General features: G+C 60.0%; 22 protein-coding genes. 11 read left to right on the forward strand and 11 right to left on the reverse strand.

Going from position 1 to position 26,672, the window contains the following annotated elements; genetic code table 11:
- The first annotated feature begins 12 nt into the window (after nucleotides 1–12).
- The gene (gene metH / locus EDE09_RS21215; RefSeq protein ID WP_132412793.1) at nucleotides 13–3,777 is read left to right on the forward strand and encodes a methionine synthase; all 3,765 of its coding nucleotides are present in this window, start codon (nucleotides 13–15) and stop codon (nucleotides 3,775–3,777) included.
- A gap of 63 nt (nucleotides 3,778–3,840) precedes the next feature.
- Here metH and EDE09_RS21220 read toward each other — a convergent pair whose 3' ends face one another.
- The 5 genes from EDE09_RS21220 to EDE09_RS21240 form a co-directional block, all read right to left on the reverse strand.
- Nucleotides 3,841–4,902 carry an ABC transporter ATP-binding protein gene (locus EDE09_RS21220; RefSeq protein WP_105370103.1) on the reverse strand — a complete coding sequence of 354 codons (1,062 nt, stop codon included), beginning with the start codon at nucleotides 4,900–4,902 and terminating at the stop codon, nucleotides 3,841–3,843.
- 12 nt (nucleotides 4,903–4,914) lie between these two features.
- Nucleotides 4,915–5,703, reverse strand: coding sequence for an ABC transporter permease (locus EDE09_RS21225; RefSeq protein ID WP_112798505.1), 789 nt, complete (start codon nucleotides 5,701–5,703; stop codon nucleotides 4,915–4,917).
- On the reverse strand, nucleotides 5,700–6,575 hold the full coding sequence (locus tag EDE09_RS21230; RefSeq protein ID WP_105370101.1) for an ABC transporter permease subunit: 876 nt from the start codon (nucleotides 6,573–6,575) through the stop codon (nucleotides 5,700–5,702). The genes EDE09_RS21225 and EDE09_RS21230 overlap by 4 nt, the downstream gene beginning before the upstream one ends.
- A 66-nt stretch (nucleotides 6,576–6,641) precedes the next feature.
- Nucleotides 6,642–7,745: an ABC transporter substrate-binding protein gene (locus EDE09_RS21235; RefSeq protein ID WP_105370100.1), complete on the reverse strand. Its 1,104-nt coding sequence runs from the start codon at nucleotides 7,743–7,745 to the stop codon at nucleotides 6,642–6,644.
- A 139-nt stretch (nucleotides 7,746–7,884) separates the two neighbouring features.
- Nucleotides 7,885–8,772, reverse strand: coding sequence for a MurR/RpiR family transcriptional regulator (locus tag EDE09_RS21240; protein WP_105370099.1), 888 nt, complete (start codon nucleotides 8,770–8,772; stop codon nucleotides 7,885–7,887).
- Between the two features lie 172 nt (nucleotides 8,773–8,944).
- Between EDE09_RS21240 and EDE09_RS21245 the strand changes: the two genes are divergently transcribed.
- The 6 genes from EDE09_RS21245 (at nucleotide 8,945) to EDE09_RS21270 (ending at nucleotide 16,301) form a co-directional block, all read left to right on the forward strand.
- Nucleotides 8,945–9,721, forward strand: coding sequence for an N-formylglutamate amidohydrolase (locus EDE09_RS21245; RefSeq protein ID WP_112798503.1), 777 nt, complete (start codon nucleotides 8,945–8,947; stop codon nucleotides 9,719–9,721).
- A gap of 130 nt (nucleotides 9,722–9,851) precedes the next feature.
- Nucleotides 9,852–11,351, forward strand: a complete 1,500-nt coding sequence (locus EDE09_RS21250; RefSeq protein ID WP_105370097.1) for an amino acid permease — start codon at nucleotides 9,852–9,854, stop codon at nucleotides 11,349–11,351.
- A 74-nt stretch (nucleotides 11,352–11,425) separates the two neighbouring features.
- Entirely contained in the window at nucleotides 11,426–12,796 is a 1,371-nt protein-coding gene (locus EDE09_RS21255; protein WP_105370348.1) for a glutamine synthetase family protein, read from the forward strand.
- 41 nt (nucleotides 12,797–12,837) lie between these two features.
- On the forward strand, nucleotides 12,838–14,223 hold the full coding sequence (locus EDE09_RS21260; RefSeq protein WP_105370096.1) for an aldehyde dehydrogenase family protein: 1,386 nt from the start codon (nucleotides 12,838–12,840) through the stop codon (nucleotides 14,221–14,223).
- Nucleotides 14,220–15,365 (forward strand): iron-containing alcohol dehydrogenase, encoded by a 1,146-nt coding sequence (locus EDE09_RS21265; RefSeq protein ID WP_112798501.1) that lies wholly within the window; start codon nucleotides 14,220–14,222, stop codon nucleotides 15,363–15,365. The genes EDE09_RS21260 and EDE09_RS21265 overlap by 4 nt, the downstream gene beginning before the upstream one ends.
- Before the next feature lie 219 nt (nucleotides 15,366–15,584).
- Nucleotides 15,585–16,301: a ParA family protein gene (locus EDE09_RS21270; RefSeq protein ID WP_112798498.1), complete on the forward strand. Its 717-nt coding sequence runs from the start codon at nucleotides 15,585–15,587 to the stop codon at nucleotides 16,299–16,301.
- A gap of 145 nt (nucleotides 16,302–16,446) precedes the next feature.
- Here EDE09_RS21270 and EDE09_RS21275 read toward each other — a convergent pair whose 3' ends face one another.
- Nucleotides 16,447–17,796 (reverse strand): L,D-transpeptidase, encoded by a 1,350-nt coding sequence (locus EDE09_RS21275; protein ID WP_245505215.1) that lies wholly within the window; start codon nucleotides 17,794–17,796, stop codon nucleotides 16,447–16,449.
- Nucleotides 17,797–18,028: 232 nt separating this feature from the next.
- Here EDE09_RS21275 and EDE09_RS21280 point away from each other — a divergent pair, with 232 nt between their 5' ends.
- The 3 genes from EDE09_RS21280 (at nucleotide 18,029) to EDE09_RS21290 (ending at nucleotide 19,692) form a co-directional block, all read left to right on the forward strand.
- Nucleotides 18,029–18,868 carry a DUF4432 family protein gene (locus EDE09_RS21280; protein WP_112798496.1) on the forward strand — a complete coding sequence of 280 codons (840 nt, stop codon included), beginning with the start codon at nucleotides 18,029–18,031 and terminating at the stop codon, nucleotides 18,866–18,868.
- A 78-nt stretch (nucleotides 18,869–18,946) separates the two neighbouring features.
- Complete coding sequence (locus EDE09_RS21285) at nucleotides 18,947–19,285, forward strand: TIGR01244 family sulfur transferase (protein ID WP_105370092.1); 339 nt, start codon at nucleotides 18,947–18,949, stop codon at nucleotides 19,283–19,285.
- A gap of 65 nt (nucleotides 19,286–19,350) precedes the next feature.
- The gene (locus EDE09_RS21290; RefSeq protein ID WP_112798494.1) at nucleotides 19,351–19,692 is read left to right on the forward strand and encodes a RidA family protein; all 342 of its coding nucleotides are present in this window, start codon (nucleotides 19,351–19,353) and stop codon (nucleotides 19,690–19,692) included.
- A 49-nt stretch (nucleotides 19,693–19,741) separates the two neighbouring features.
- Here the strand turns inward: EDE09_RS21290 and EDE09_RS28870 are convergent, their stop codons facing one another.
- The 5 genes from EDE09_RS28870 to EDE09_RS21310 are packed head-to-tail and all read right to left on the reverse strand — an operon-like array spanning nucleotide 19,742 to nucleotide 24,733.
- Nucleotides 19,742–19,864, reverse strand: coding sequence for a hypothetical protein (locus tag EDE09_RS28870; RefSeq protein ID WP_280952503.1), 123 nt, complete (start codon nucleotides 19,862–19,864; stop codon nucleotides 19,742–19,744).
- A 59-nt stretch (nucleotides 19,865–19,923) separates the two neighbouring features.
- Nucleotides 19,924–21,573, reverse strand: coding sequence for a thiamine pyrophosphate-binding protein (locus tag EDE09_RS21295; RefSeq protein ID WP_112798492.1), 1,650 nt, complete (start codon nucleotides 21,571–21,573; stop codon nucleotides 19,924–19,926).
- Complete coding sequence (locus tag EDE09_RS21300) at nucleotides 21,570–22,772, reverse strand: CaiB/BaiF CoA-transferase family protein (RefSeq protein ID WP_112798490.1); 1,203 nt, start codon at nucleotides 22,770–22,772, stop codon at nucleotides 21,570–21,572. Before EDE09_RS21300 ends, EDE09_RS21295 begins: the two co-directional genes overlap by 4 nt.
- A complete protein-coding gene (locus tag EDE09_RS21305) occupies nucleotides 22,769–23,734 on the reverse strand; it encodes a DMT family transporter (protein WP_112798488.1) in 966 nt (321 codons plus the stop codon). The genes EDE09_RS21300 and EDE09_RS21305 overlap by 4 nt, the downstream gene beginning before the upstream one ends.
- Nucleotides 23,735–23,788: 54 nt before the next feature.
- Nucleotides 23,789–24,733: an alpha/beta hydrolase gene (locus tag EDE09_RS21310; RefSeq protein WP_112798485.1), complete on the reverse strand. Its 945-nt coding sequence runs from the start codon at nucleotides 24,731–24,733 to the stop codon at nucleotides 23,789–23,791.
- A gap of 141 nt (nucleotides 24,734–24,874) precedes the next feature.
- Here EDE09_RS21310 and ettA point away from each other — a divergent pair, with 141 nt between their 5' ends.
- A complete protein-coding gene (gene ettA, locus EDE09_RS21315; RefSeq protein ID WP_112798483.1) occupies nucleotides 24,875–26,524 on the forward strand; it encodes an energy-dependent translational throttle protein EttA in 1,650 nt (549 codons plus the stop codon).
- The last annotated feature ends 148 nt before the right edge of the window (nucleotides 26,525–26,672 follow it).

Consider the following 26,672-nt stretch of genomic DNA (forward strand, 5'->3'; position numbering starts at 1 on the left):
GGGAGTGCGCCTATGTTGGATGATCTGTTTGGTCCGGAAGATGCCCGCCGGGATGGCGCCGAAATTCTTGCCGCGCTTCAGGCTGCCGCCAGGGAGAAAATCCTTGTTATCGACGGCGCCATGGGGACTCAAATTCAAGGCCTTGGCTTCGACGAGGAGCAGTTCCGTGGAGAGCGCTTTATCGGATGCGCCTGTCATCAGCAGGGCAACAACGATCTCCTGATCCTTTCCCAGCCGCAGGCGATCGAAGAGATCCACTATCGCTACGCCAAGGCCGGGGCCGACATCATCGAGACAAACACCTTCTCCTCCACCCGGATCGCCCAGGCCGATTATCAGATGGAGAATGCGGTTTACGATCTGAACCGTGACGGTGCCCGCCTGGCGCGCCGTGCAGCGCTTCGTGCAGAGAGGGAGGACGGCCGCCGTCGTTTCGTCGCCGGTGCCATCGGGCCCACCAACCGCACGGCGTCGATCTCGCCTGATGTCAATAATCCCGGTTACCGCGCGGTGACATTCGATGATCTGCGAATTGCGTATGGTGAGCAGATCGACGGGCTCGTCGATGGCGGTGCCGATATCATCCTGATCGAGACGATCTTCGACACGCTGAACGCCAAGGCGGCCATTTTCGCCTGTGCCGAGCGGTTTGCAGAAAAGGGTATTCACCTGCCGGTGATGATCTCCGGCACGATCACCGACCTGTCGGGGCGTACGCTGTCCGGCCAGACACCATCGGCCTTCTGGTATTCGGTCCGCCACGCCAAGCCTTTCACGATCGGGCTGAACTGCGCACTCGGCGCCGACGCGATGCGGCCGCATCTGCAAGAGCTTTCAGCGGTCGCCGACACATTCATCTCCGCCTATCCGAATGCGGGCCTGCCGAACGAGTTCGGTCGCTACGACGAGACGCCCGACGATATGGCGCGGCAGATCCGGGGATTTGCCGAAGAGGGAATCGTCAATGTGGTCGGCGGCTGCTGCGGCTCGACGCCGGAGCATATACGCGCGATTGCCGAAGCGGTTGCCCCGCACAGGCCGCGTGAAGTCCCCGAGCACAAGCCTTTTATGTCGCTTGCCGGCCTCGAACCCTTCGTCTTCACGAAGGACATCCCTTTCGTGAACGTCGGCGAGCGCACCAACGTCACCGGCTCGGCAAAATTCCGCAAGCTGATCACCGCTGGCGATCTTACGGCGGCTCTCGCCGTTGCGAGGGATCAGGTGGAAAACGGCGCGTCCGTGATCGACATCAACATGGACGAGGGGCTTATCGATTCTGAAAAGGCGATGGTGGATTTCCTGAACCTCATCGCCGCCGAACCGGATATCGCCCGTGTTCCGGTAATGCTCGACTCCTCGAAGTTCGAGATTATGGAGGCCGGCCTCAAGTGTGTGCAAGGCAAGCCCGTCGTCAATTCGATCTCGCTCAAGGAAGGCGAGGAGAAGTTCCTGGCCCAGGCGCGTCTGCTTCGCAATTACGGTGCTGCCGTGGTCGTCATGGCATTCGACGAACAGGGGCAGGCCGACACCTACGAGCGGAAGGTGGCAATCAGCGAGCGCGCTTACAAGCTGTTGACAGAAGAGGCGGACTTTCCGCCGGAAGACATCATCTTCGACCCGAACATTTTTGCGGTCGCCACGGGGATGGAGGAACATAACGGCTACGGACTTGCCTTCATCGAGGCGACCCGAACGATCCGCGAGCGGATGCCGCTGGTACATATCTCCGGCGGCGTTTCGAACCTCTCCTTTTCCTTCCGCGGCAACGAGCCGGTGCGCGAGGCGATGCATGCCGTATTTCTCTACCATGCCATCCAGGCGGGCATGGACATGGGCATCGTCAATGCCGGTCAGCTGGCAATCTACGAGAACATAGACCCGGAGCTCCGCGAAGCCTGTGAGGATGTCGTGCTCAATCGGCGCGACGATGCGACGGAGCGGATGCTCGATATCGCCGAGCGCTATCGCGGCACCGGCACCAAGGAAGCCAAGGCGCAGGATCTCGCCTGGCGCGAATGGCCTGTCGAAAAGCGCCTTTCCCATGCGCTGGTTATCGGCAACACCGATTTCATCGAACAGGATACCGAGGAAGCAAGGCAACAGGCTGCAAGGCCGCTCGACGTCATCGAAGGGCCGCTGATGGCCGGCATGAACGTGGTTGGCGATCTTTTCGGCTCGGGCAAGATGTTCCTGCCGCAGGTGGTGAAGTCGGCGCGGGTCATGAAGCAGGCGGTGGCGGTGCTGCTGCCGTATATGGAGGAAGAGAAGCGGCTGAAGGGTGGCGACCAGAGGAAGTCTGCCGGCAAGGTGTTGATGGCAACCGTGAAGGGCGACGTCCACGATATCGGCAAGAACATCGTCGGTGTCGTACTCGCCTGCAACAATTACGAGATCATCGATCTCGGCGTCATGGTGCCCTCGACCAAGATCCTGGAAACGGCGATTGCCGAGAAGGTCGACATCATCGGGCTTTCCGGCCTCATCACGCCGTCGCTTGACGAGATGGCGCACGTGGCTTCGGAGATGGAGCGTCAGGGCTTCGATATTCCACTGCTGATCGGCGGCGCTACGACCAGCCGTGTCCATACTGCGGTCAAGATCCATCCGCGTTACAATCGGGGCCAGGCGATCTACGTTACCGACGCAAGCCGCGCCGTGGGAGTCGTATCTTCGCTGCTGTCGCCGGAGGCAAAGCAGAACTACATCAGCACCATTCAGGCGGAATACAGCAAAGTGGCCGCTGCCCATGCACGCTCGGAAGCGGAGAAGACCCGTTTGCCGATCGCCCGTGCCCGCGACAATCCGGAAAAGCTCGACTGGACCGGCTACAAACCGGTCAGGCCGCAGTTCACCGGCACAAAAGTGTTCGAAACCTACGATCTTGCCGAACTTGCGAAGTATATCGACTGGACCCCATTCTTCCAGACCTGGGAACTGAAGGGGCGTTTCCCTGCGATCCTGGAGGATGAAGCTCAGGGCGAGGCGGCGCGCCAGCTCTATGCCGATGCACAGGCGATGCTCGACAAGATCATCGCGGAAAAGTGGTTCAGGCCGCGGGCGGTGATCGGCTTCTGGCCGGCCAATACGGTAGGGGATGACATCCGCCTCTTTACCGACGACAGCCGGAGCCAAGAGCTTGCGACCTTCTTCACGCTGCGTCAGCAACTGTCGAAGCGGGACGGGCGGCCGAATGTGGCGCTTTCTGACTTCGTGGCGCCGCTGGCAAGCGGCGTTCAGGACTATGTGGGCGGCTTCGTCGTTACCGCGGGTATCGAGGAGATCGCCATCGCCGAGCGCTTCGAGCGGGCCAACGACGACTATTCGTCCATCCTGGTGAAGGCGCTGGCGGACCGTTTCGCGGAAGCCTTTGCGGAATGCATGCACGAGCGCGTGCGCAAGGAATTCTGGGGATATGCGCCGGACGAGAATTTTTCCTCGGACGAACTGGTCACCGAAGCCTATGCCGGCATCCGTCCGGCGCCCGGCTATCCGGCACAGCCGGATCATACCGAAAAGTCGACGCTTTTCCGGCTGCTGGACGCCGAGAACGCAACCGGTGTGGCGCTTACCGACAGCTACGCCATGTGGCCCGGTTCGTCGGTCTCGGGCCTCTATATCGGCCATCCCGCTTCGTATTATTTCGGAGTTGCCAAGGTCGAGCGCGACCAGGTCGAGGACTATGCCAAGCGCAAGGGCATGTCGGTTGAGGAGGTCGAGCGCTGGCTCGGCCCGGTCCTCAACTATGTGCCTTCCTCGCTGGTCGAGGATGCCGCCTGAAATCGACGACGTTACCTGAAAGGTGATCGGCGAATTCGATCACCTTTTCTCCAGGCGGCTGGATCAGTCCCTGACGATCAGGAAATCTCCTGACGAGAAGCGAAGGGTCAGTACTTCGCCCGGTTGCGGCAATACGGCGTCCGGGGCATTGAACATGTCGAAGGAAATCTGGTTGCCGCCAACATCCATTTTTGTGCGGATCACCGACCCCAGGAAATGCGAAGAGATGACTTTGCCGACGATCGCAGTGTCTCCCTTGGCGCTTTCCGAGAGAGAACCGGCTTCTGGACGAAGCGCGATCGAAATCTTGTCGTCTACGTTCAATGCGCCGATCGGTTCGCGCAGTCTCACCGTATTGTCGCCCACCTTGACGGTATTGGCGGACGGATCGGCGACGGTCGCCTCGATGATGTTAAGCGTACCCACGAAGGAGGCGACGAAACGGGTGTTCGGTCGGTTGTAGATTTCCGACGGCGTGCCGATCTGTTCGGCGCGGCCGGCGTTCATCACAACGATGCGGTCCGAGATCGACAGGGCTTCTTCCTGGTCGTGGGTGACGAATACCGTGGTGATGCCGAGCTGCCGCTGGATCTGGCGGATTTCCTCGCGCAGGGAAACGCGGATCTTTGCGTCGAGCGCGGACAGGGGTTCGTCGAGCAGGAGGACCTGTGGTTTGGGGGCAAGCGCGCGGGCGAGGGCAACACGCTGCTGCTGGCCGCCCGACATCTGATAGGGATACCGGTCCGCAAGATGGTCCAGCCGGATCAGGGCAAGCATCTCCTTCACGCGGGTTTCGATTTCCTCTTTCGGCTTGCCGGCGACCTTGAGGCCGAAGGCGACGTTGTCGAAGACGTTCATGTTGGGGAAAAGTGCATAGGCCTGGAAAACCATGCCGATGTTGCGCTGATTGGTCTTGAGGCGGTTCTGGTTCTTGCCGTTGATGGAAATCGTGCCGTCGCTCGGGTTTTCGAAACCCGCGATCATGCGCAGCACCGTCGTCTTTCCGCAGCCGGACGGTCCGAGAAAGGAAACGAATTCGCCTTTCTCGATGGACATGTTGAAGTCCTTGACGACCTGCGTCTGACCGAAACTCTTCTTGATGTTGTCAAGGACGAGGAAAGACATGCGAGGAATTCCTTATGGCCGGGAGGGTGCCATCTTGCTGAAACGGGAAACGAGCTGAAGGAGCCCCATCGATAGCCAGGTGATCGCAAATGCGATAACGGCGAGGGCCGCAGGCTCATAAGCCTTGTTGGCGCCGACGAGCTGCAGGTAAGGTCCAAAGGCCGGGCGATTGAGAAGGGCGGCCATCGTGAATTCGCCCATGACGATCGCAAAGGTGATGAAGGCCCCCGAGAGCACACCCGACATCACGTTGGGGAATATGCAGCGAAGCATGATGGTCGGCCACTTGGCCCCCAGAATTTCCGCTGCCTCGGTCAGCGTCCTCACATCGATGGCGCGCATGGCGGTATCCACCGCACGGTACATGTAGGGCAGGGAGAGCGTTATATAGGACAATACCAGCAGCGCATTGGTGCCGGACGTGGAGCCCGTGAAGGGTATCCAGGAGGATGAATTGTAGAGCCTCAGGTAACCGAAGACGATGACAATCGCAGGGATGACGAGCGGCAGCAGCGTAATGAATTCGATAACCGGGCGGATTTGCGGCAGACGTAGCCGCACCCAGTAGGCGGTCGGCACGACGAGCAACATTCCGAAGATGATGGTGAGCAGCGCCATCACCATCGAAAAGCCGAAGGTCTCCCGGAACTGCATGTCCGAAAAGACGGACTGGTAAGCGTCGGCGGAATATTCGCCGCGCCGCATGCGCAGCGAAAATTCGAAGGTGCCGATCAGCGGAACGAAGAAGTAGATGACGCCGATGGCGATGGCGATCCAGGCCAGTATCTTCTGCGTCTTCATTTCTGCCACCGTTCAGCGCGCATGCGCAGCAGGATGTAGAGGAGATTGGAGATGCCGGTGATGACGATCATGCCGAGCGCCAGCGCATAACCGAGATTGGCATTGTGCAAGACGTCGCCGCGGATCTGCGCGTAGAGCAGGATCGGCACGATATTGAGCGAGGAGCCGGTGAGGGCGTAGGCGGTCGCGATCGCTCCAAACGCGTTTGCAAAAAGAAGAAGCGTCGTACCCATCAGGCTCGGCCAGAGGATGGGCAGCGCCACCATGCGCCAATATTGCCATGTGGAAGCTCCGAGTATTTCCGAAGCCTCGCGCCATTCCTTTTTCATGCCATCGAGGGCCGGCGTCAGGATCAGCACCATCAACGGGATCTGGAAGAACATGTAGGTGATGGTCAGCCCGAAGAAGGACAGGATATTGAAGCCGGTGGAATAGAGATTGAAGCCCAGCCAGTCCCGCAACAGGACCGTGACAAGGCCGGTTCGCCCGAGGGTGGCGAGAAAGGCGAAGGCAAGGGGAACCCCCGCAAAATTGGACGCAACGCCGGAAAAGGTCAAAAGCCCGGAGCGCACCCAGGAGGGGACGCCGCCGAGCACGATTGCCCAGGCAAGAAAGAAGCCGATCAGCGCGCCTCCGAGCGAAGAGGCGACGGAGACCTTGATGCTGATCCAGTAGGCGCTGATGATGGACGGCGTGAAGAGGTCGGCGATGTTCCTGAAGGTGAACTGGCCGTCAGGGGTAAAGAATGCCCCCATCACCAGATAAAGCGTCGGAATGATCAGGAACATCAATGCGAAGATCATGAACGGAACGATGCCGAGCCAGTCGACGACAGTGCGGCGGTCGATGAAGGACGTCGTTGCGGCGCTCATGATGCGGAGGTCTTTCGCAGGAAGGGAGGTCTTCCCGCATAGGCGGGAAGACCGAGGATCGCAAGATTACTTGACGTTGGCGCCGACAACGCTGTCCCACTTGGTGGTGATGGCGGCCTTGCCTGCGGCCTGTTCATCGAGCGTCGGGAAAACAGCCTTTTCATAGGCTGCAGCCGGCGGCAGCGCGTCGAGAAGCGCCTTCGGGATCTTGTTGTTCTTGGCAAGATCGTTGAAGCGGATCGGGTGGCAGTAACCCTTCAGCCAGCCAAGCTGACCTTCGTCCGAATAAAGATGCTCCATCCAGAGCTTTGCCGCGTTTGGATGCGGAGCGAAAGCCGAAATCGCCTGCACGTAAACGCCGGCCACGACGCCCGAAGCCGGGACCACGACCTCGACCGGCGGGTTGCCCTTGAGGCTGTCGCGCCAGGAAAGACCGTTGTAATCCCAGGCAATCACGATCGGGGTCGATCCCTGGGCGAGCGAGGCGGACTTGCCGATAACGGGCACGAAGTTGCCGGCCTTGTTGACTTCCGCGAAGAAGGAGAGACCGGCTTCCCCAGCCTTGGCCGCGTCTTTTTCGCCTGCTGCCAATCCAGCCGCATAAACGGCCTGGACGGCCTGGTTGGAGGCGCGCGGGTCACCGGCAAGCGCTACGGAATTTGCCAGCTCCGACTTCTTCAGGTCGGCCCAGTCCTTGGGCACGTCCTTGACGATGTCCGTGTTCACGACGAAGGAGAGGACGCCGTAATAATCGCCGTACCAGTAGCCTTCGGCATCCTTGGCGCTATCGGGGATGCTGTCCCAGGTCGAGACCTTATAGGGCATGAGCAGGCCTTCAGCCTTTGCCGACGGTCCGAAGGAAAGGCCGACGTCGATCACGTCGGGAGCCTGCGGGCCTTTGTTGCCCTTGTTGGCCTTGATGGCTTCGATTTCGTCCCCGGAACCGGCGTCGGGGTTCAGTTCGTTGACCTCGATCCCGTATTTGGTCTTGAACGCGGCGATCACGTCGCCGTAACCGCACCAGCTGTGGGGCAGCGCGATCGTGGTGAGCGTTCCTTCCTTCTTTGCGGCAGCAATCAGTTCGGCGCTCGGCTCGGCGGCTGCAAGGCTGGCCGAAGCGACGACGATCGCGGTCGTCATCGAAAGAAGACGTTGGGTCTTGTTGAGCACGGTATCCTCCTAGGGTTCAGGTCGTGTCGGGCGCGACTCGTAGAGTCAGTTTATGTATCGTCTATGACAGCTCGGGCGCATCAGCATCCGCTTATGAAGCTCCTGATCTGCCTGCAGTTTTCAGCCTCATTGTCCTCGTTCAAGAAAAGCTCTGACGGCCCGGTCTGCGGAAGAGGCGGCTCCGTTCGAAAAGGCCCTCAAGAGAATTCATGCGTTCGCGGGTTTCCTCCCATGTGGCGTTTTGAACCGCCTCGATCAGAGCTTCGACAACAAAGAGCGTGACGACGGACGAATCCCACGCGGAAGGAGCCTCGGTACGCACCTTGAATATGTGCTGTGCCTGCTGGGCGACCGGCGAGGCCCAGACATCGGTAAACAAGATGATGACGACGCCATTGGCCCTGGCGGCCTCTGCCAGCGTCGCCATCTCCTGCTCGTAACGGCGGATATCGAAAATCACCAGGATGTCGCCCGCGTTCATGTTGAGCACGTGCTGCGGCCAGGAGCTGGAATTGTTGGTGATCAACGTCGTTTTCGGGCGGATGACCTGCATGTGGGTGAAGAAATATTCCGCCAGCGAACCGGTGATGCGGCCGCCGACGAAGTAGATGCTTCGCTCCCGATCTTTGAGCAGCGCGGCGGCCCCCTCAAACGTCCGGGTATCCAAATCCGAAAGGGTATCACGCAGGTTTGCGGTGATGGCCTCGGCAAAGCGGTTCAGGATATGGGTTCCGGGCACATTGGAGGCCCAGCGGTCGTGCTTGGCGATCGGATTGGAGATCGTCTCTTCCAGCTCCTGGTGAAGGTGGGATTGGAATTCCGGATAACCCTTGTAACCGAGTTTCTGCACCATGCGTGCAACAGTCGGCGTCGAGACGCCGGCGTTTTCCGCGATCGTCGTGATGCTGCCCAGCCCCGACACGGGATAATTCTCCAATAAGCTGTCCGCCAACTGTTTTTCCGCACGCGTCAGCCCGTCGTAACGACGACGAATGACATCCGATACGGTGCGTGCTGTTGGTGGCACGAAAGCTGTTCCCTCCGGTCTTCGCCGGTTTATGACAGGATTAACGATTGTTTCTGGAGAGAAGTCAACGGCTCGTTTGAAGAGAATTTTTCAGTTTCACGTTGACGATCATCAAAAAGTGAAGAATTCTCTTCTTGGGTCGATTTTACTCAAATTTCGCGGGAAGCCTTCCATGCTGGTCCAATCGGAATTTTTCACGGCGGCGGACGGTGAACCCGTTGCCGTGGAAAATGCCGGCGGCAAGGGTGAGGTCTTATTGATCTGCGAGCATGCCTCGCGGCGTTTGCCTGAAAGTTACGGCAATCTCGGTCTGCCGGAGGAGGCGCTCGCTTCCCACATCGCGTGGGATCCGGGCGCGCTTGCCGTTGCGCGATTGATGTCAAAGGGGCTTGATGCCACGCTCATCCACCAGCGCTTCTCCCGCCTCATTTATGACTGCAACCGTCCGCCGGACTCGCCTGCGGCGATGCGCGATGTTTCGGAAGTCTTTCGCATTCCGGGCAACGAAAACCTTTCCGATGCCGAAAAGTCCCGGCGCACCACGGCGCTCTACATGCCGTTCCACGGCCGCATTCGGGAAGAGATCGCCGCCAGGCGGGCAAGGGGTCAGGCGAGCGTGCTGGTCACGGTCCACAGTTTCACGCCCGTCTATTTCGGCAAGGCGCGTCCGGTCGAGATCGGCATTCTGCACGATGCGGACAGCCGTCTTGCGGATCGGATGCTCAAGGCAGCCTCCGATACTCATCTCTATCGGGTCGAGCGCAACGAGCCCTATGGACCAGCCGATGGCGTCACCCACACGCTTGAAGTTCACGCTTTGCCCGCGGGGCTGCTCAATGTGATGATCGAGGTGAGAAACGATTTGATTGCAGACGAAACCGGCCAGGGGGTCGCGGCCGATTTCTTGACAGGACTGCTGCGGGAAAGTCTCGCAGACATCCCAAGATAAGACCCGGGGGAGCAGTGAAAGCTGCAGGCGCCGACACCGGAAAAGAACGGGCGGCGTCAACATATGTCGACTGGGGTGGGGGTTGATCATGATGATCGGCCGCCCGATTCTTTGATCAGGAGAGAAGGGCATGGAAAATTCATCTGCGGGCGTCAGCTACAAGAAGGCAGACGCTTCCTATTTCGAAAAGCGCGGGCTCTCCCGCTATGCGGGCGTATGGTCGCTCTGGGCGCTCGGCGTCGGAGCGGTCATTTCCGGACACTTTTCCGGCTGGAACTTCGGTTTTGCGACCGGCGGTTGGGGTGGCATGCTGGTTGCGGGCATCATCATCGCGGTGATGTATCTCGGCCTCACGTTCTCGATTGCCGAGATGAGCCCGGCGCTGCCACACACGGGCGCGGCCTATTCCTTCGCCCGCACGGCCATGGGGCCCTGGGGGGGCTTCATCACCGGGCTCTGCGAAAATGTCGAATATGTGCTGACGCCAGCGGTTATCGTGACATTCATCACGGCCTATGTGAATTCGATCCTCGGACTTGATCCGGCCTATTCGCCGCTCGTGTGGATGATCTTCTACGCGATCTTTCTCGCTCTCAATGTCTTCGGGCTGGAACTGTCGTTCAAGGTGACATTGGTCATCACCGTTCTTTCGCTGGCGGTTCTGGTGTTCTTCTGGATCAGCGCAATTCCGAGCATGGATTTCTCGCGCTGGGCGCTGAATATCGGCGTGGGACCGGACGGGGCAGCCGTCGAACTGCCGGAAGGCAACGGCGAATGGTTCCCCTTCGGCTTTTCCGGCGTGCTTGCCACGCTTCCCTTCGCCGTCTGGCTCTTCCTCGCCATTGAGCAATTGCCGCTGGCGGCCGAAGAATCCGTCGATCCCAAGCGGGACATGCCGAAGGGTATTATCCTCGGCATGGTGACATTAATGGTCTCCGCCTTCATGATCGTCCTGCTCAATCCGTCCGTGCCGGGCGTCGGCTCGTTCCATCTCGGCTCGTCGCTGGAACCGCTGCTCGACGGGTTCAAGGCAGTATACGGCGATAGCGGCGTGGTGATCCTCGGCCTCGTGGCGCTGACCGGCCTCATCGCGAGCTTCCACACGATCCTTTACGCGCAGGGGCGGCAGGTTTATTCGCTGTCTCGCGCCGGCTATTTCCCGACGGTACTGTCCGTCACCCATTCGGTCTACAAGACACCGTATGTGGCGATGATCACCGGTTCCGTCGTCGGCCTTGCTGTGATGCTCGTGATCTGGTTCGCGCTCGGTGCGGAGCAGGGCGGCAGCATCATTGGCAGCGTGCTTCTCAACATGGCAGTGTTCGGGGCGATGTTCTCCTACATCATGCAGGCGATCTCGTTCATCATCCTGCGCAAGAAGCTCCCGAATATCGAACGGCCTTTCCGCTCGCCGCTGGGTATCCCGGGGGCGGTGTTGACGATCATCATTGCCATCGTCACGCTGCTCTACCAGATCCAGGATCCGAACTTCACCAAGGGCGTGCTCTGGGTCGTCATCTGGTTTGCGATCGCGATTGCCTATTTCGCATTCGTCGGCCGCCACCGCCTGATCCTCTCCCCGGAAGAGGAGTTTGCGATGGAACACAAGCAAGCGGCTTCGCTCGCCTGATTAATCCACTTATCGGCGTGGCCCGCACTCCGCTGGCCACGCCTCCCAGTTTTTAATAGGAACGGATGCAGGGCATGACCGCCAACTATTCTTTCGACGATTTGAAGCGCGATGTAGCCGAAGGCCGTATCGACACCGTTATCGCTGCTTTGGTCGACATGCAGGGCCGCCTGATGGGCAAGCGGTTCCAGGCAGAATATTTCGTCGCGAGCGCTTACGAAGAGACCCACAGCTGCAATTATCTGCTCGCCACTGACATCGAGATGGAGACTGTCCCAGGCTACAAGGCGTCCAGCTGGGAAAAGGGGTACGGCGACTACACCATGAAGCCGGATCTTTCGACGCTGAGGAAACTGCCCTGGCTGGAAGGCACCGCGCTGGTCCTCTGCGACGTGCTTGATCATCATACCCATGAGGAGGTGCCGCATTCGCCGCGCGCCATCCTGAAGAAGCAGGTAAAGCGCCTGGAAGCCATGGGCATGAAGGCCTTCATGGCAACCGAATTGGAGTTCTTCCTGTTCGACCAGACCTATGACAGCGCACGCGAGAGCGGCTACCGCAATCTCAAGCTGGCAAGCGCCTATAACGAGGATTATCACATCTTCCAGACGACCAAGGAGGAGGAGGTGATGCGGGCGATCCGCACCGGCCTGCAAGGGGCCGGCATTCCCGTCGAAAATTCCAAAGGCGAAGCGTCTCCCGGCCAGGAAGAAATCAACGTGCGTTACGCCGATGCTCTGACCATGGCCGACCGGCACGTGATCATCAAGAATGCGGCCAAGGAGATCGCCTGGGCGAAGGGCAAAGCCATTACCTTTCTCGCAAAATGGAATTACAGCGCAGCCGGCAGTTCCTCCCATATTCACCAATCCCTGTGGAGCGCCGACGGCAAGACATCGCTGTTCCACGACAAGGACGGTGAATACGGCATGTCTTCGGTCATGAAGCATTACGTGGCCGGTCTGCTGAACCATGCAAGCGAGATCACCTATTTCCTGGCGCCCTATATCAATTCCTACAAGCGTTTCATGGCGGGAACCTTCGCGCCGACCAAGGCCGTCTGGTCGAAAGACAATCGCACCGCTGGCTACCGGCTCTGCGGCGAGGCTACCCGCGGGATCCGGGTCGAATGCCGCGTCGGCGGCTCCGACCTCAATCCCTATCTCGCCATGGCGGCGCTGCTTGCGGCCGGCATCGACGGAATAGAGAAGAAGATGGAGCTCGAGCCGGCCTTTGTCGGGGATGCCTATGCCGGCAAGGACATCAGGGAAATCCCGAAAACCCTGCGCGACGCGACCCATCTGCTGCACGGTTCCGAGTTGCTTCGCACCGCCTTCGGCGACGAAGTGATCGACCACTATGTGCGGGCGGCTCACTGGGAGCAGGAGGAATATGACCGCCGTGTGACAGATTGGGAAGTGGCGCGCGGATTCGAGAGGGTGTAGACCTCTCCGCACAAATCAAAAACGTAATGGGAAGTGAGATCATGACGATGATCCAATGTATCTCGCCGGTGGATGGCTCGGTTTATGCCGAGCGCGAGGCCATGTCGCTGCAGGCGGCGGCGGAAGCGATCGGCCGGGCTCGGCATGCACAGAAGGCCTGGGCGAAACGGCCGCTCGAAGAGCGCGTGCAATTGGTGCTGAAAGGCGTCGCGCGGCTGAACGAGATGGCCGACGAGGTGGTTCCGGAGCTTGCCTGGATGATGGGTCGGCCGGTCCGTTATGGCGGCGAATTCAAGGGCTTCAACGAACGCTCGAACTATGTCGCGTCGATCGCCGCCGATGCGCTAAAGCCGATGGTGATCGAAGATAGCGCGACATTCGAACGGCGCATCGAGCGCGAGCCCCATGGCGTCGTCTTCGTCATCGCGCCGTGGAACTATCCCTATATGACGGCGATCAACACTGTCGCGCCGGCGTTGATGGCCGGCAATACCGTCGTCATCAAACATGCCTCCCAAACGCTGCTGGTCGGTGAACGCCTGGTGCGCGCTTTCATCGAAGCGGGTGTGCCGGAAGACGTCTTCCAGAACCTCTTCCTGGATCACGATACGACGGCGAAACTGATTTCGCAGGGACTCTTCAACTTCATCAACTTCACCGGCTCCGTCGAAGGCGGTCGATCGATCGAGCGCGCCGCCGCCGGCACGTTCACCGGCCTCGGCCTCGAACTTGGTGGCAAGGATCCCGGTTACGTCATGGAGGATGCCGATCTCGATGCGGCCGTCGACGTGTTGATGGATGGCGCCACCTACAATTCCGGCCAGTGCTGCTGCGGCATCGAGCGTATCTATGTGCACGAATCGCTTTACGACCGGTTCGTCGAGAAGTCGGTCGCCTGGGTTTCCAACTACAAGCTCGGCAATCCTCTGGACACGGAAACGACGTTGGGTCCGATGGCGAACAAACGTTTCGCCAAGGTGGTGCGCGAACAGATCGCCGACGCCGTCTCCAAGGGGGCCAAGGCACTGATCGATCCGAAACTCTTTCCGGCCGATGATGGCGGCGCCTATCTCGCTCCACAGATCCTCGTCGATGTCGATCATTCCATGCCGTTCATGCGGGAGGAAACCTTTGGTCCGGCAGTCGGCATCATGAAGGTCAAGAGCGACGAAGAGGCGCTCGGCCTGATGAACGACAGCCAGTATGGTTTGACCGCGTCGCTCTGGACAAAGGATGCCGAACGCGCCGGCCGGCTCGGGCAGGAGCTTGAAACCGGCACTGTGTTCATGAACCGCGCCGACTATCTCGATCCGGCGCTCGTCTGGACAGGCGTCAAGGAAACCGGCCGGGGTGGCTCGCTTTCCGTCCTCGGTTTCCACAACCTGACCCGTCCCAAATCCTATCACCTGAAAAAGGTCACGAAATGAATATCGTCGCGAACTGGAGTTATCCGACCGCCATCAAGCTCGGCCGCGGCCGCATCAAGGAACTGGCGGACGCCTGCAAGACGCTGGGTCTGAGGAAGCCGCTGCTCGTCACCGACCGCGGACTCGCTCCGATGGCGATCACCGGCCATGCCCTCGACGTTCTCGAAGAGGCAGGTCTTAGCCGGGCGATCTTTGCCGATGTCGATCCGAACCCGAACGAGAAAAACCTCGAAGCCGGTATCAAGGCATACAAGGATGGCGGCCATGATGGCGTGGTGGCATTCGGCGGCGGCTCGGGCCTCGATCTCGGCAAGCTGATTGCCTTCATGGCCGGCCAGACCCGGCCCGTCTGGGATTTTGAGGATATCGGCGACTGGTGGACGCGCGCCGATGCCTCGAAGATCGCGCCGATCGTTGCCGTGCCGACCACGGCAGGGACCGGTTCCGAAGTCGGGCGGGCAGGGGTTCTCACCAACTCGGTCACCCATGTGAAGAAGATCATTTTCCACCCGAAACTGCTGCCGGGCGTCGTCATCTGCGATCCGGAATTGACGATGGGAATGCCGAAGGCGATCACGGCCGGCACCGGAATGGACGCCTTTGCCCATTGCCTGGAAGCCTATTCGTCGCCTTTCTACCATCCGATGTCCGGGGGCATAGCACTCGAAGGGATGCGGCTCGTCAAGGAATTCCTGCCGCGCGCCTACAAGGATGGCACTGATATCGAGGCGCGCACCAATATGATGTCGGCCGCCGCGATGGGCGCCGTTGCCTTCCAGAAGGGGCTCGGCGCGATCCACTCGCTCTCCCACCCGATCGGCGCCGTCTACAATACCCATCACGGCATGACGAATGCTGTCGTCATGCCGCCGGTGCTGCGTTTCAACCGGCCGGCGATCGAGGAAAAGATCGCCCGCGCTGCCGCCTATCTGGGGATTGCCGGCGGGTTCGACGGTTTTTACGACTATGTGCTTTCACTGCGCTCCGAGCTCGGCGTGCCGGAAAATCTTACGGCCATGGGAATCAAGTCCGACCGAATCGATGAACTGACAGCCATGGCGATGGAGGACCCGAGTTGCGGCGGCAATCCCGTCACGATGACGATGGAGAACACCAGGGCGCTTTTCCTCGACTGCTTTTAATACTTTTTCGCCTTGGCAGGATCGGCTTAAACAAAGCCCGGAGGGCAAAATCTCCGGGCTTTTCTGCGTTTTAGCAAGTCGAGCTAAATCTTTCGGTTTATTTTCATGAGGTCTAATTTTACAATTCGTTAACCATGTTTGGAAAGGATGGCTTCATGACACCATGCTTCCCGGTGTCCTCGTGAGCGATGCGGCTCAGGACTTCTTCGAGGACCGAAAATGCCTGTAATATCATTTGCAAATGCCAAGGGTGGCGCCGGAAAAACGACTGCCGCGCTGCTGCTCGCTACCGAACTCGCCCACCAGGGCTTTCGCGTCACAGTCATCGATGCCGATCCGCAGCGCTGGATAAGCCAATGGGCCGAGACGTCCGGGAAAGTCCGCAATATCGAGGTCATCTCGGAAGTGACTATCGCCTCGTTGCAGTGTCATCTTCGGGAGATGGGACCGCAGACCGACTATTTCATCATCGACCTCGCCGGCGCCCGCGATGCGCTGGTCACCACCGCGATCGGCCTTTCCGATCACGTGATGATCCCGGTCCAAGGATCGGCCATGGACGCCAAGGGTGCTGCGCAGATCCTTGATCTTCTCTCCTTCCTCAAGGAAAAGGCAAACCTCGACATCGCGCATTCGGTCGTGCTGACCCGCGTCACCTCGATGGTCACCACCAAGGCGCTATTGACCATCAAGGGTCTGCTCGCTGCACGCGGCGTGCATGTGCTGGATACGCCGATCGGCGAGCGCATCGCCTTCAAGGAACTGTTCGAGATCGGTGGTACGCTCCACACGCTGGATCCGGCGAAGGTCAGCAATGTCGACAAGGCGAAGGAAAACGCGCGGTCTTTTGCGCAAGAAGTGATGCGTCTGATGCCCGTCAAGGTTACCCGGTCCGTCGCGTCGCGCCTCTTCGGATTGAACCGCTACGCCGCCTGATCGGAATCCGGGCGCGTCCAGCTCACGACTTGTTGTGAAAAAGGGCCGGTTCCAACGAACCGGCCTTCTTTCTGAGCGATCTTGGCACTGAAGTGTCGGTAGAAGCTCCGACAATTCAGAAACACAGCTCAGCTATCGGTGCGGGCTATTCGACGAATTCCACCGTCGTTCCGGGCTTCACCATCTTGGCAAGTTCGGTCGCATCCCAATTGGTCAGGCGGACGCAACCGTGGCTGTTGGTCTTGCCGATCTTGGAGGGATCCGGTGTGCCGTGTATGCCGTAGGTGGGCTTTGACAATGCGATCCAGACTGTCCCGACCGGTCCATTGGGGCCTGGTGGAATCTGCAGGATCTGATCGTTCTTGCCCTGCTGGAAGTTAATTTTCGGATTGTAAGTATAACCCGGATCCAGGGCTATGCGCTGGACCGTGTGGGTACCGGTTGGGGACGGCGTGTCGGTGGAGCCGATGGTTGCCGGATAAGCCGAAACCAGTCGTCCGTCTTCGCCGTAGGCGAAGACTTGCTTTCTGCCCTTGTCGGCGACGATCCGCGTCACCTGGCCGACCTTTGGCTGACCGGGGTTGATGACCTTTATGGTGGAGCCGGGGATCGTGAAATCGACTCCGGGATTGAGCGCCTTCAGGTAGTTCTCGTCCATATGGAACTGCTCGGCGAGCTTTTCCGTCACCGACATATAAGACATGGCGGGGAGCTGCGCCTTGTGCGCGTAGTCGTCCGGGATCGACGCAACATAGGGGCCGGCGGCGTCCGCCGGCGTGATCGTGTAATCGATGATCGGCAGGCCGCCTGAATAGGTCAGGCGCTGCATGATATCTTCGGAATTGTTCGGATCGAGCGTTTCGCCCGTCATTTCCTGCCAGGCGGCTATGGCCTTGTTGACGTTGTCGCCGAGATGCCCGTCGATCACGCCCGGAGAGATGCCCTCGCGATCAAGAAAGACCTGAAGGGCGGCGATTTCCGCCTGCGGCTTCTTGGTCACGGTAATGATCGGTTTCTGCGGATGCAGGGCCTCGATGGCTTGCTGGTCCGGCTCGATGGAGGCTTCTTGCGGGTAGTCGCTGTCGGCACCCGGCAACGGCTGGTCCTCCAGTGGCAGCCGGGTGATCGTGCCGCGATCGGGAACGGTGCCGGTCACGTCTCCCGGCTCGCCCGGCCGGTATTCGCGGAAATCGCGATAGCCGTAACCGTCCTGATAGCCCCCGGAATTGCGGGAGTTGCGATACCCGCCGGGTGCCGGCGGATAGTCGTCGGCGCGGGCGGGGCGGTAGGTCTCCTGGCGTATTTCGGTGGCGAGGACATTACCGTAGCGGTCGATAAATACGCGCCGCCCCATGCCGTCACGGCTGATGACGACATCCCCGCGATCTGGGACATAGTCCAGGATCGCACCATCGGGGGAAACGAGGATCGTTTCCGCCGGGTAACGATACCGGCTCTGCGCCTCTGCAAATGGAATGCCTTGGGCAGCTGTCAAAACGACGAGGCTGATGCCTGCAAAAAATAGCCGCTTCACTGTGTCACCGACTTCCTGGTTTCCTAATATATGTAAAATCGGGAACTCGCGTGTTCGTTCCCAGCCCGCACCCGTCGCCACAGACAAGGTAAATTTGACCGTAGTGTGGAAAAAGTGAATTCGTCATGAATGTCCCGTTAAAATCGTATCACGATCGGGTAGAACTTTTGACAAAACCGTGAAGGGAATGATTATGAAGGCGTTTTCCACTGCCAGAGGTCCGACGCTTTTCCTCGACGAGACATCCATGCTCGACATCGGGGGGTGCGTGATCGGCGATATCGATCTGTCTCCCGGCCGCGCCATTCCCGATGACGGCGATCCGCGAATCGACCATTCGCTGGAGGGTTTCCTCTTTACATGTGGACCCGACCATATTCGCCACCCCGAACCGATCGAAGGTGCGGCCGACGGACGGAAATATCCGCTCCACGGTTCCTTCTCTTCCCACCCTGCGGAGATAGTCTTCTGGGATAACCAGGGTGGCGATGCCGAATGCCGAGGCCGGGTGCGAGTCACCATGGCGACCGGCGAGCCCGCGTTGCTCGAACGCCACTGGAGGATCGACGGCGCCACGGGCGAAGTGACGCTTTCGGACAAGATCACAAATAGCGGCACGAAGGCTTTTGCCCCTGTGCACATGTATCACATGAATATTGGAGCATGGCTGCTCGACGATCATGTCCGCCTTAAAGGGAAAATGCTGGAGGGGGGAGGGTTTCCCTGGAGGTTCGGTGCAGACCCCGGAGGTGTCTTCTGCGTGCCTGCGAAAGACGGTGGCGAACAATGGGCAGAGATTGCCCTTGGACCCATAGCCGCAATCGGCGGCCTCACTCTCAAGGTCAAGTTCAAGACGGAGACGCTGCCGCACCTGCAGATCTGGCGGAACCAGAAGGCGCCGGCGCATGTCCTTGGCATAGAACCGGTTTCGCATCGCTGGGTAAGCCGATACGAGCTGGCGGAAAAGGGGGAGCTGGGGTTGCTGAAGCCGGGGGAAAGCATCGAGTATGGATTGCGCCTCAGCTTCGGCTGAGGCGCAGCCGTTCCGTGATTGACGCCTCCGCGGCACCGTCGTAATGCTTGCGCCTCATTGAAAACGGAGGGCTCAGCCTTGGATATCCGCCAGATCAACGACGAATATTCCGTCACCGGTCAGATCACCGTCGAAGAGCTCGATCAGATCAAGGCGATGGGCTTCAAATCCCTCGTTTGCCACCGTCCCGATGACGAAGAGCCTGGTCAACCGCGTTTTGCGGATATCGCGGCACGCGCCAAGGAGCTTGGTCTCGATATCCGCCACATTCCGGTCGGTCGTATGGGCGTCGATGCGGAGGGCGTCCGCGCCATGGTCGACGCGCTCGACGAATTCCCGCGCCCGATGCTCGGCTTCTGCCGGTCCGGCGCCCGTTCGACGGCAATCTACGAAAAGAGCCAGCATATCCGCGGCTGAGATTTCATCGTGTCTCGTGCCTGGAGCGCGAGACCTTCCCCAGCTCAAATTTCAGGAGTAGTTCCATGAGCATCAAGCGCATCGAGCCGGGCGCCCGCATGAGCGGCGCCGTGACCCACGGCAATACGGTCTATCTCGCCGGTCAGGTGGGAGAAGGCGAAAGCGTCACCGACCAGTGCAAATCGGCACTCGCAGAAGTCGATCGCCTGCTCGCTGCCGCCGGTAGCGACAAGTCCAAGATCCTGCAGACGATTATCTACCTGTCGGATATGGCTACCTTCGGCGAGATGAATGCCGTCTGGGAGGCCTGGATCGATCCGGCCAATCCGCCGGCCCGCGCCACTAGCGAAGCCAAGCTTGCCGCTCCGAAGTATAAAGTTGAATTCATCGTCACGGCCGCGATTTAATCGAGGAATCGGGATCGGCATAAGCCGGTCCCGATTCTTCTTCAGTGATTCAGGCTTCACCCGGGGTGAGGCCGAAGAAATAAAAGGCGGCCAGCGCAATCGCGATCAGGAAGATGACGACGACGAAGGTCGTCATTCCGCCGAGTGCCTTGCGTTTCGTATCCTTTGCCATAGCCCATCAACGACGGATCAAATGATCGGTTCCGGCAAGCCGCTATTGTAGCATTCGGACTAGGAGCCCTGGCGGATCTGGGTGAGCGTTCTGCTCGGTGTAATTGCTTCCGGATCGAGTTTCACTTCAATAATCGCCGGCTTGCCGCTGGCGCGGGCCCGCAAATAGGCGGGGCCGAACTCTTCGGTCTTCTCCACCAGTTCACCGTGACCGCCGAAGGCTTCGGCGTAAGCGACGAAGTCCGGATTGACGAGGTCGGTGGCGCTGACGCGGCCGGGATATTCGCGCTCCTGATGCATACGGATCGTGCCGTAGATGCCGTTGTTGACCAGCACCGTGATGATCGGCAGCCCATAACGGACGGCGGTGATGAACTCCTGTCCATGCATCATGAAGCAGCCGTCTCCCGCAAAGCAAACCACCTCACGCTCCGGAAAGAGCTGTTTTGCCGCGACCGCCGCCGGCAGGCCATAACCCATGGAGCCTGAGGTCGGGGCGGACTGGGTGTTGTATTTCCGGAAGCGGTGGAAGCGGTGCAGCCAGGTGGCGTAGTTGCCCGCGCCATTGGTAAAGATCGCGTCGTCCGGTACGTTCTTTTCGATCCACTGCATGATCGGACCCATCTTGACGGCACCCGGGCCGGCTTCCGGCGGCGTCGACCACTTGAGATAGGCGTCGTGCATCGCCGATTTCCGTTCGGCCCAGAGGGGCAAGGCCGGCGGTTCGAGGTCGTTGAGCGCCGCGACAAATTCCGTGGGAGCGGCACAGATCGCCAGGTCGGGGCGGTACATGCGGCCGAGTTCCTCCGGATCGGGGAAGATATGGACGAGCTTCTGCTTGGGATAGGGAATGTCGATCAGCGTGTAGCTGGAGGAGGGCATTTCCGACATGCGGCTGCCGAGCAGCACCAGCAGGTCCGATTCCCGGATTTCCTTGGCCAGTGCTGGATTGATGCCGATGCCGACATCGCCTGCATAAGAGGGGTGCAGGTGATCGAAGAGCATCTGGCGGCGGAAGGAGCAGCCGACCGGGATTTTGAAACGGCTGGCGAAAGCCTGGAAATCGGCCACCGCCTGTTCGCTCCAGCGGGTGCCGCCAAGGATGAACATCGGACGCTGAGCACTCTTCAGCATGGTTTCGAAGGCGGCGATCTGGCTTTTGCCCGGATGACTCTCGACCGGCATGTAAGCGCGGGCTTTCGGCGCCTCGACTTCCTCGACCAGCATGTCTTCCGGCAGCGTCAGCACCACCGGGCCGGGGCGGCCGGAGGTGGCGACGGCAAAAGCACGGGTGACGAATTCGGGAATGCGTCGGGCATCATCGATTTCGCCGACCCATTTGGCGAATTCGGTGAAGGCGCGGCGGTACTCGACCTCCTGGAAAGCCTCGCGCTCGCGCGCTTCGCGCTGAACCTGGCCGATGAACAGGATCATCGGGACTGAATCCTGCCTTGCGATGTGCAGGCCGGCGGAGGCATTGGTGGCGCCAGGGCCGCGGGTCACCATGCAGATGCCGGGCTCTCCCGTCAGCCGGCCCCAACTGTCGGCCATCATCGCCGCGCCGCCTTCCTGGCGGCATACGAGCACGTCGATGCCGCTGTCATAGAGCGCGTCGAGGACGGCGAGATAGCTTTCGCCCGGCACGCAGGAGACGCGTTTGACGCCGTTCGCCTTGAGCGCCTCGACGATAAGCTGGCCGCCGGTCTTCATTTCTGTTTCCCCCTTTTTTGCATTTCTTCCAGTTCGCCGAGGATCTCGGCTGTATGCTCCCCAAGTGCCGGGCTTGGACGGTGATAGGCGAGCGGCGTCTCGGACAATACAATCGGGCTGCGGACACCCGGGATGACCGTGCCGTCGGCTGCTTCGAGATCGATCCGAAGCCCGCGCGCCTTGATCTGTGGGTCGTCGAACATTTCCTGGATAGAATTGATCGGACCTGCCGGCACGGCATTCTCGCCGCAAGCGGCCAACAGATCCGCCTTTTTCCATTTACCCGTCTGCGCCAAAACCAGGCGCCGGACCTCGTCGCGGTTGGCGACGCGCGCCTTGTTGGTGGAGAAACGCTCGTCGTCGGCGACGGCTTCGATGGCGAGGATGCGGCAGAGGCGACGGAACTGGCCGTCGTTTCCAATGGCAAGGATGAGATGGCCATCCTCGGTCGGCACGACCTCGTAAGGAGAAATGTTGGGATGGGCGTTGCCCAACCGCTTCGGCGCCTTGCCCGAAACCAGGTAATTCATATTCTGGTTGGCGAGTACGCCGGCCTGCACGTCGAGCAGGGCCATGTCGATGAGCTGGCCTTCGCCGCTCCTCATGGCGTGGATCAGTGCTGCCTGGATTGCCGTCACGGCGTAGACGCCGGTAAAGATGTCGGCGATCGCGACACCTGCCTTCATCGGTTCGCCGTCCGGTGCGCCGGTGATCGACATGAAGCCCGACATGCCCTGGACGATGTAGTCGTAGCCCGCCAGGTTTGCATAAGGCCCATTCTGGCCGAACCCGGTAATCGAGCAATAGACCAGTTTCGGATTGATTTTCCGCAGGCTCTCGTAGTCGAGGCCATATTTCGCCAAGCCACCGAGCTTGAAGTTTTCGATCAGCACGTCCGCCGTCGCCGCGAGACGGCGGACGATGTCCTGGCCCTCCTCGCTCTTCAGGTCGACGGCAATCGAGCGCTTGCCGCGGTTTGTCGAATGATAATAGGCGGCGGAAAGGTTCTCGCCGTTCGTGCCTTCGACGAAGGGCGGTCCCCAGGCACGCGTATCGTCGCCGCCGTCGGGATTTTCGACCTTGATGACATCGGCGCCCATATCGGCCAGCATCTGGCCCGCCCAGGGGCCGGCGAGCACGCGGGCCAGTTCGATGACGCGTATACCGTCCAGCGGCGGCTTCTTTTTCGTCTCGGTCATGGGGTCACGGATGTCTTTGCTGTGCGGGTCACGGGTTTCGTGGAGGCGACCCGCCGTTCGCGCCAGATGATGTAGAGGCCGGAGCCGATGATGATGGAAATGCCGAGCCATTTCATAGGATCAGGAAAATCGCCGAAGACCAGCCAGCCGAACAGGGTGGCGGAGACGATCTCGAAATATTGCAGCGGCGCGATGACGGAGGCGGGCGCCGCCCGGTAGGCATAAACGGCCAGGATGCCGGAAAGTGCCGCGAAGGCGCCGACCCCGATCAGCCATGTGAGGGTTAGCCAATCCGGTATCGATGGCGCGAGGAAGGTGATGTCTGTCTGGGCGCCGACAAGCAGCAGGACGGCGGAGATTGGGATTCCCCAAAGCGCCATCTGGAACTGCATCGACCAGGGGTCCTCGCGATGCGAAAGAGCGCGGGTCATCAGGGCGAAGATCGCTATGCAGAAAGCGGTGACGATCGGCAGCATGGCAACGAAGCCGATTTCCTCGAAGCTCGGGCGAATGACGATCATTGCGCCGAGAAAGCCGATGGTGCAGGCAGTATAACGGCGCCAGCCGATAATCTCCTTGAGGAAGATACTGGACAGCACCGTCAGGATGATCGGCTCAACGAAGAAGATGGCGACCGCATCGGCCACCTCCATGACGGCGAGGGTTGCGACGAAGCAGATCATGGCTAGGGTGATCAGGCCGGCGCGGATGGCGTGGTAGCCACTGAGCCGCCAGGAGAATGTGCGCCAGGACCCATTCCAGAGGACGATCGGCAGCATAAAGAGTGCCTGGAAAACGAACCGGGCTGCGGTGATGAAGGTTGGCGAGGCGGCCTCGGTCGCGAGCTTGGAGAAGATGTCGATGAGCGGCGCGAGCAGCATTGCAAGGATCATCAGACCGAGGCCGTGAACGGTGCGGCTCTCGGGTATCGATCCGGCGAGGCTTCTGGGCTGCGAACTCATGTTCTTCCTATAGCGGGGGGAGGCATCGGAAGCACTTGATGAAATGTCATGAACTCATTCCAATTTCGCCATCGTCGGGAGGGGAAGCACGGCTTTTGCCCAGGCGGCGAATTCGGCGGCAGCGCGAACGCGGACCGTATCGTTCAGCGTCTCGTGGCGGGTCGCCGGCCAGATTTTCGTCGTGACGTTGGAAAGCCCGTTCTTCTTCAAATGCCCAGAGAGCCAGAGGACCTCGCGTCCCCTGTTGGTGGCCGGGTCCTCGGCTCCGCCGATCAGGTGAATCGGCAGATCCTTCCGCAGCCTGCCGATGAGCTTCGGAGCCCGAAAAGTCATTTCGAAGAGGTCGAGCCAGAGCGAGACGCTGGCATCGAAACCGCAAAGAGGATCGGCGATATAGGCATCGACGATCTCCCGATCGTGGCTCAGCCAGTCGAAGGCGGTTCGATGGCCGGGAATTGAACGGCCCCAGGCCTCGAAGGTCAGTTTGGGCAAGAGGCCGCTCGGCACGTCGGAGCCCTTGAGCGCTTTTTCCGTAAGAAGGATTGCCTGCGCCGCACGCCCGGCTATGCCGGGATTAAAATTCGAATTCCAGACAGCGACGGCATCATAACTATCGGGACGATCGACCGCTGCGTTGAGCGCGATCAGACCTCCCATGGAATGGCCGAAGAGCAGGACGGGCAAACCGGGATGATTTTGAGCCGCCATGTCGCGCATGGCTTTAACATCCTCCGAAACGAGCCGAACGCCGTCTCGTCTGCCGAAACGTCCGAGTGGCGCATCCGGTGCCGTCGTTTCTCCGTGGCCGCGATGATCGAACGCGTAGACATGAAAGCCGTGGCCGGCCATGGCTTCGGCAAATGGTCCGTAGCGCTTCGAGTGCTCGGCAAGGCCATGACAGATGAGGAGGATTGCCGTCACCGGCTCGGCGCCCGGCTGATGGTGATAGGCAAGGCTCGCTCCCGTGGCGCTTGCGAGCTGTCTGGTTTCGTCGAACATGCGGATCCTCCCGTCTGCCTCACCGTTTATGCGCGATTTTCCAGCTTGTGCATCGGTTTTTTCCGAAAAGTGCTTCACACTCTTCGGTTGGATGCACTACATAGCGGCAAAACAGATCCCCCTCCCGGAGCAGTTCATCCTATGGCACGTCAGTTCATTTATCACATGGCCGGCCTCAACAAGGCCTACGGCAACAAGAAGGTATTGGAAAACATCCATCTTTCTTTCTATCCGGATGCGAAGATCGGCATCCTCGGCCCGAACGGCGCTGGTAAATCCACTGTGCTGAAGATCATGGCCGGGCTCGACAAGGAATATACCGGCGAGGCTTGGCTCGCAGAGGGCGCGACGCTCGGTTATCTGCCGCAGGAGCCGCAACTCGATCCCTCCAAGGATGTCATGGGCAATGTGATGGAGGGCGTCGCCGACAAGAAGGCGATCCTCGACCGCTACAACGAGCTGATGATGAACTATTCCGACGAGACGGCGGAAGAGGGCGCCAAGCTGCAGGATATCATCGACAGCCAGAATCTGTGGGATCTCGAAAGTCAGGTCGAGATGGCCATGGATGCACTGCGCTGCCCGCCGGGCGATTCCCCCGTTGACAATCTGTCCGGCGGTGAAAAGCGCCGCGTGGCGCTCTGCAAGCTGCTGTTGTCCCAGCCGGACCTGCTGCTGCTCGACGAGCCGACCAACCACCTCGATGCCGAGACGATCGCCTGGCTGGAAAAACACCTGCGAGAATATCCGGGCTCGGTGCTGATGATCACCCACGACCGCTATTTCCTCGACAACGTCACGGGCTGGATTCTCGAACTCGATCGCGGCCGCGGCATTCCCTATGAGGGTAACTATACGGCCTATCTGCAGGCCAAGGCCAAGCGCATGGCGCAGGAAGGCCGCGAAGAGGCCTCCCGTCAGAAGGCGATCTCCCGCGAGCAGGAATGGATTTCCGCCAGCCCCAAGGCGCGCCAGGCGAAGTCGAAGGCGCGTATCCGCGCCTATGACGAACTGGTCGCAGCCGCCGAGGACCGCCGTCCCGGCGACGCGCAGATCATCATCCCGATCGGCGAGCGCCTCGGGCAGGTCGTGATCGAGGCCGAGAACATCTCGAAGAGCTATGGCGATCGCGTTCTCTTCGAAGGCCTGACCTTCAAGCTGCCGCCTGGCGGTATCGTCGGCGTCATCGGTCCGAACGGTGCGGGTAAAACGACACTCTTTCGCCTGATCACCGGCCAGGAAAAGCCGGATGAGGGCACCGTCCGCATCGGCGACACCGTACATCTCGGGTACGTTGACCAGAGCCGCGATTCGCTCGACGGCAACAAGACCGTCTGGGAGGAGATCTCAGGCGGCAACGACATTATCAAGCTCGGCAAGTACGACATGAACTCGCGGGCTTATTGCGGCGCGTTCAATTTCAAGGGTGGCGACCAGCAGCAGAAGGTCGGCAATCTCTCGGGCGGCCAGCGCAACCGCGTGCATCTCGCCAAGATGTTGAAGGCAGGTGGCAACGTGCTGCTACTCGACGAACCGACCAACGACCTCGACACGGAAACGCTGGCGGCCCTCGAAGACGCGCTCGAAAACTTTGCCGGATGCGCGGTTATCATCAGCCACGACCGCATGTTCCTCGACCGTCTGGCCACCCATATCCTGGCTTTCGAAGGGGACAGCCATGTCGAGTGGTTCGAAGGCAATTTCGAGGATTACGAGCAGGATAAGATTCGCCGGCTCGGAGCAGATTCGGTCAACCCTCGGCGCGTGACCTACAAGCGTCTGACGCGCTAATATTTTTTAGCGATTCCTAAGGAGAAGCTCCGGCGATCCCGGAGCTTTTTGCTGTTGTGCGCCCAGCATGGGCGCATTCTTGTGGGTGGAAGTCCCACCGTAAGCTGGTCATGGCGAGCGAAGTGAAGCGCAACTGCGGAAGGGCGAC

Source organism: Neorhizobium sp. S3-V5DH (genome assembly GCF_004343065.1).
Taxonomy (GTDB): Bacteria; Pseudomonadota; Alphaproteobacteria; order Rhizobiales; family Rhizobiaceae; genus Neorhizobium; species Neorhizobium huautlense.

Excerpts from the sequence above, each read along its gene's own strand:
- metH (WP_132412793.1), top strand. The coding sequence starts at position 13 with ATGTTGGATGATCTGTTTGGTCCGGAAGATGCCCGCCGGGATGGCGCC.
- EDE09_RS21255 (WP_105370348.1), top strand. The coding sequence starts at position 11,426 with ATGACCGCCAACTATTCTTTCGACGATTTGAAGCGCGATGTAGCCGAA.
- EDE09_RS21230 (WP_105370101.1), bottom strand. The coding sequence starts at position 6,575 with ATGAGCGCCGCAACGACGTCCTTCATCGACCGCCGCACTGTCGTCGAC.
- EDE09_RS21270 (WP_112798498.1), top strand. The coding sequence starts at position 15,585 with ATGCCTGTAATATCATTTGCAAATGCCAAGGGTGGCGCCGGAAAAACG.
- EDE09_RS21295 (WP_112798492.1), bottom strand. The coding sequence starts at position 21,573 with ATGAAGACCGGCGGCCAGCTTATCGTCGAGGCGCTCAAGGCGAACGGC.
- EDE09_RS21290 (WP_112798494.1), top strand. The coding sequence starts at position 19,351 with ATGAGCATCAAGCGCATCGAGCCGGGCGCCCGCATGAGCGGCGCCGTG.
- EDE09_RS21265 (WP_112798501.1), top strand. The coding sequence starts at position 14,220 with ATGAATATCGTCGCGAACTGGAGTTATCCGACCGCCATCAAGCTCGGC.
- EDE09_RS21250 (WP_105370097.1), top strand. The coding sequence starts at position 9,852 with ATGGAAAATTCATCTGCGGGCGTCAGCTACAAGAAGGCAGACGCTTCC.
- EDE09_RS21300 (WP_112798490.1), bottom strand. The coding sequence starts at position 22,772 with ATGACCGAGACGAAAAAGAAGCCGCCGCTGGACGGTATACGCGTCATC.
- EDE09_RS21260 (WP_105370096.1), top strand. The coding sequence starts at position 12,838 with ATGACGATGATCCAATGTATCTCGCCGGTGGATGGCTCGGTTTATGCC.
- EDE09_RS21220 (WP_105370103.1), bottom strand. The coding sequence starts at position 4,902 with ATGTCTTTCCTCGTCCTTGACAACATCAAGAAGAGTTTCGGTCAGACG.
- EDE09_RS21305 (WP_112798488.1), bottom strand. The coding sequence starts at position 23,734 with ATGAGTTCGCAGCCCAGAAGCCTCGCCGGATCGATACCCGAGAGCCGC.
- ettA (WP_112798483.1), top strand. The coding sequence starts at position 24,875 with ATGGCACGTCAGTTCATTTATCACATGGCCGGCCTCAACAAGGCCTAC.
- EDE09_RS21245 (WP_112798503.1), top strand. The coding sequence starts at position 8,945 with ATGCTGGTCCAATCGGAATTTTTCACGGCGGCGGACGGTGAACCCGTT.
- EDE09_RS21280 (WP_112798496.1), top strand. The coding sequence starts at position 18,029 with ATGAAGGCGTTTTCCACTGCCAGAGGTCCGACGCTTTTCCTCGACGAG.
- EDE09_RS21225 (WP_112798505.1), bottom strand. The coding sequence starts at position 5,703 with ATGAAGACGCAGAAGATACTGGCCTGGATCGCCATCGCCATCGGCGTC.
- EDE09_RS28870 (WP_280952503.1), bottom strand. The coding sequence starts at position 19,864 with ATGGCAAAGGATACGAAACGCAAGGCACTCGGCGGAATGACGACCTTC.
- EDE09_RS21310 (WP_112798485.1), bottom strand. The coding sequence starts at position 24,733 with ATGTTCGACGAAACCAGACAGCTCGCAAGCGCCACGGGAGCGAGCCTT.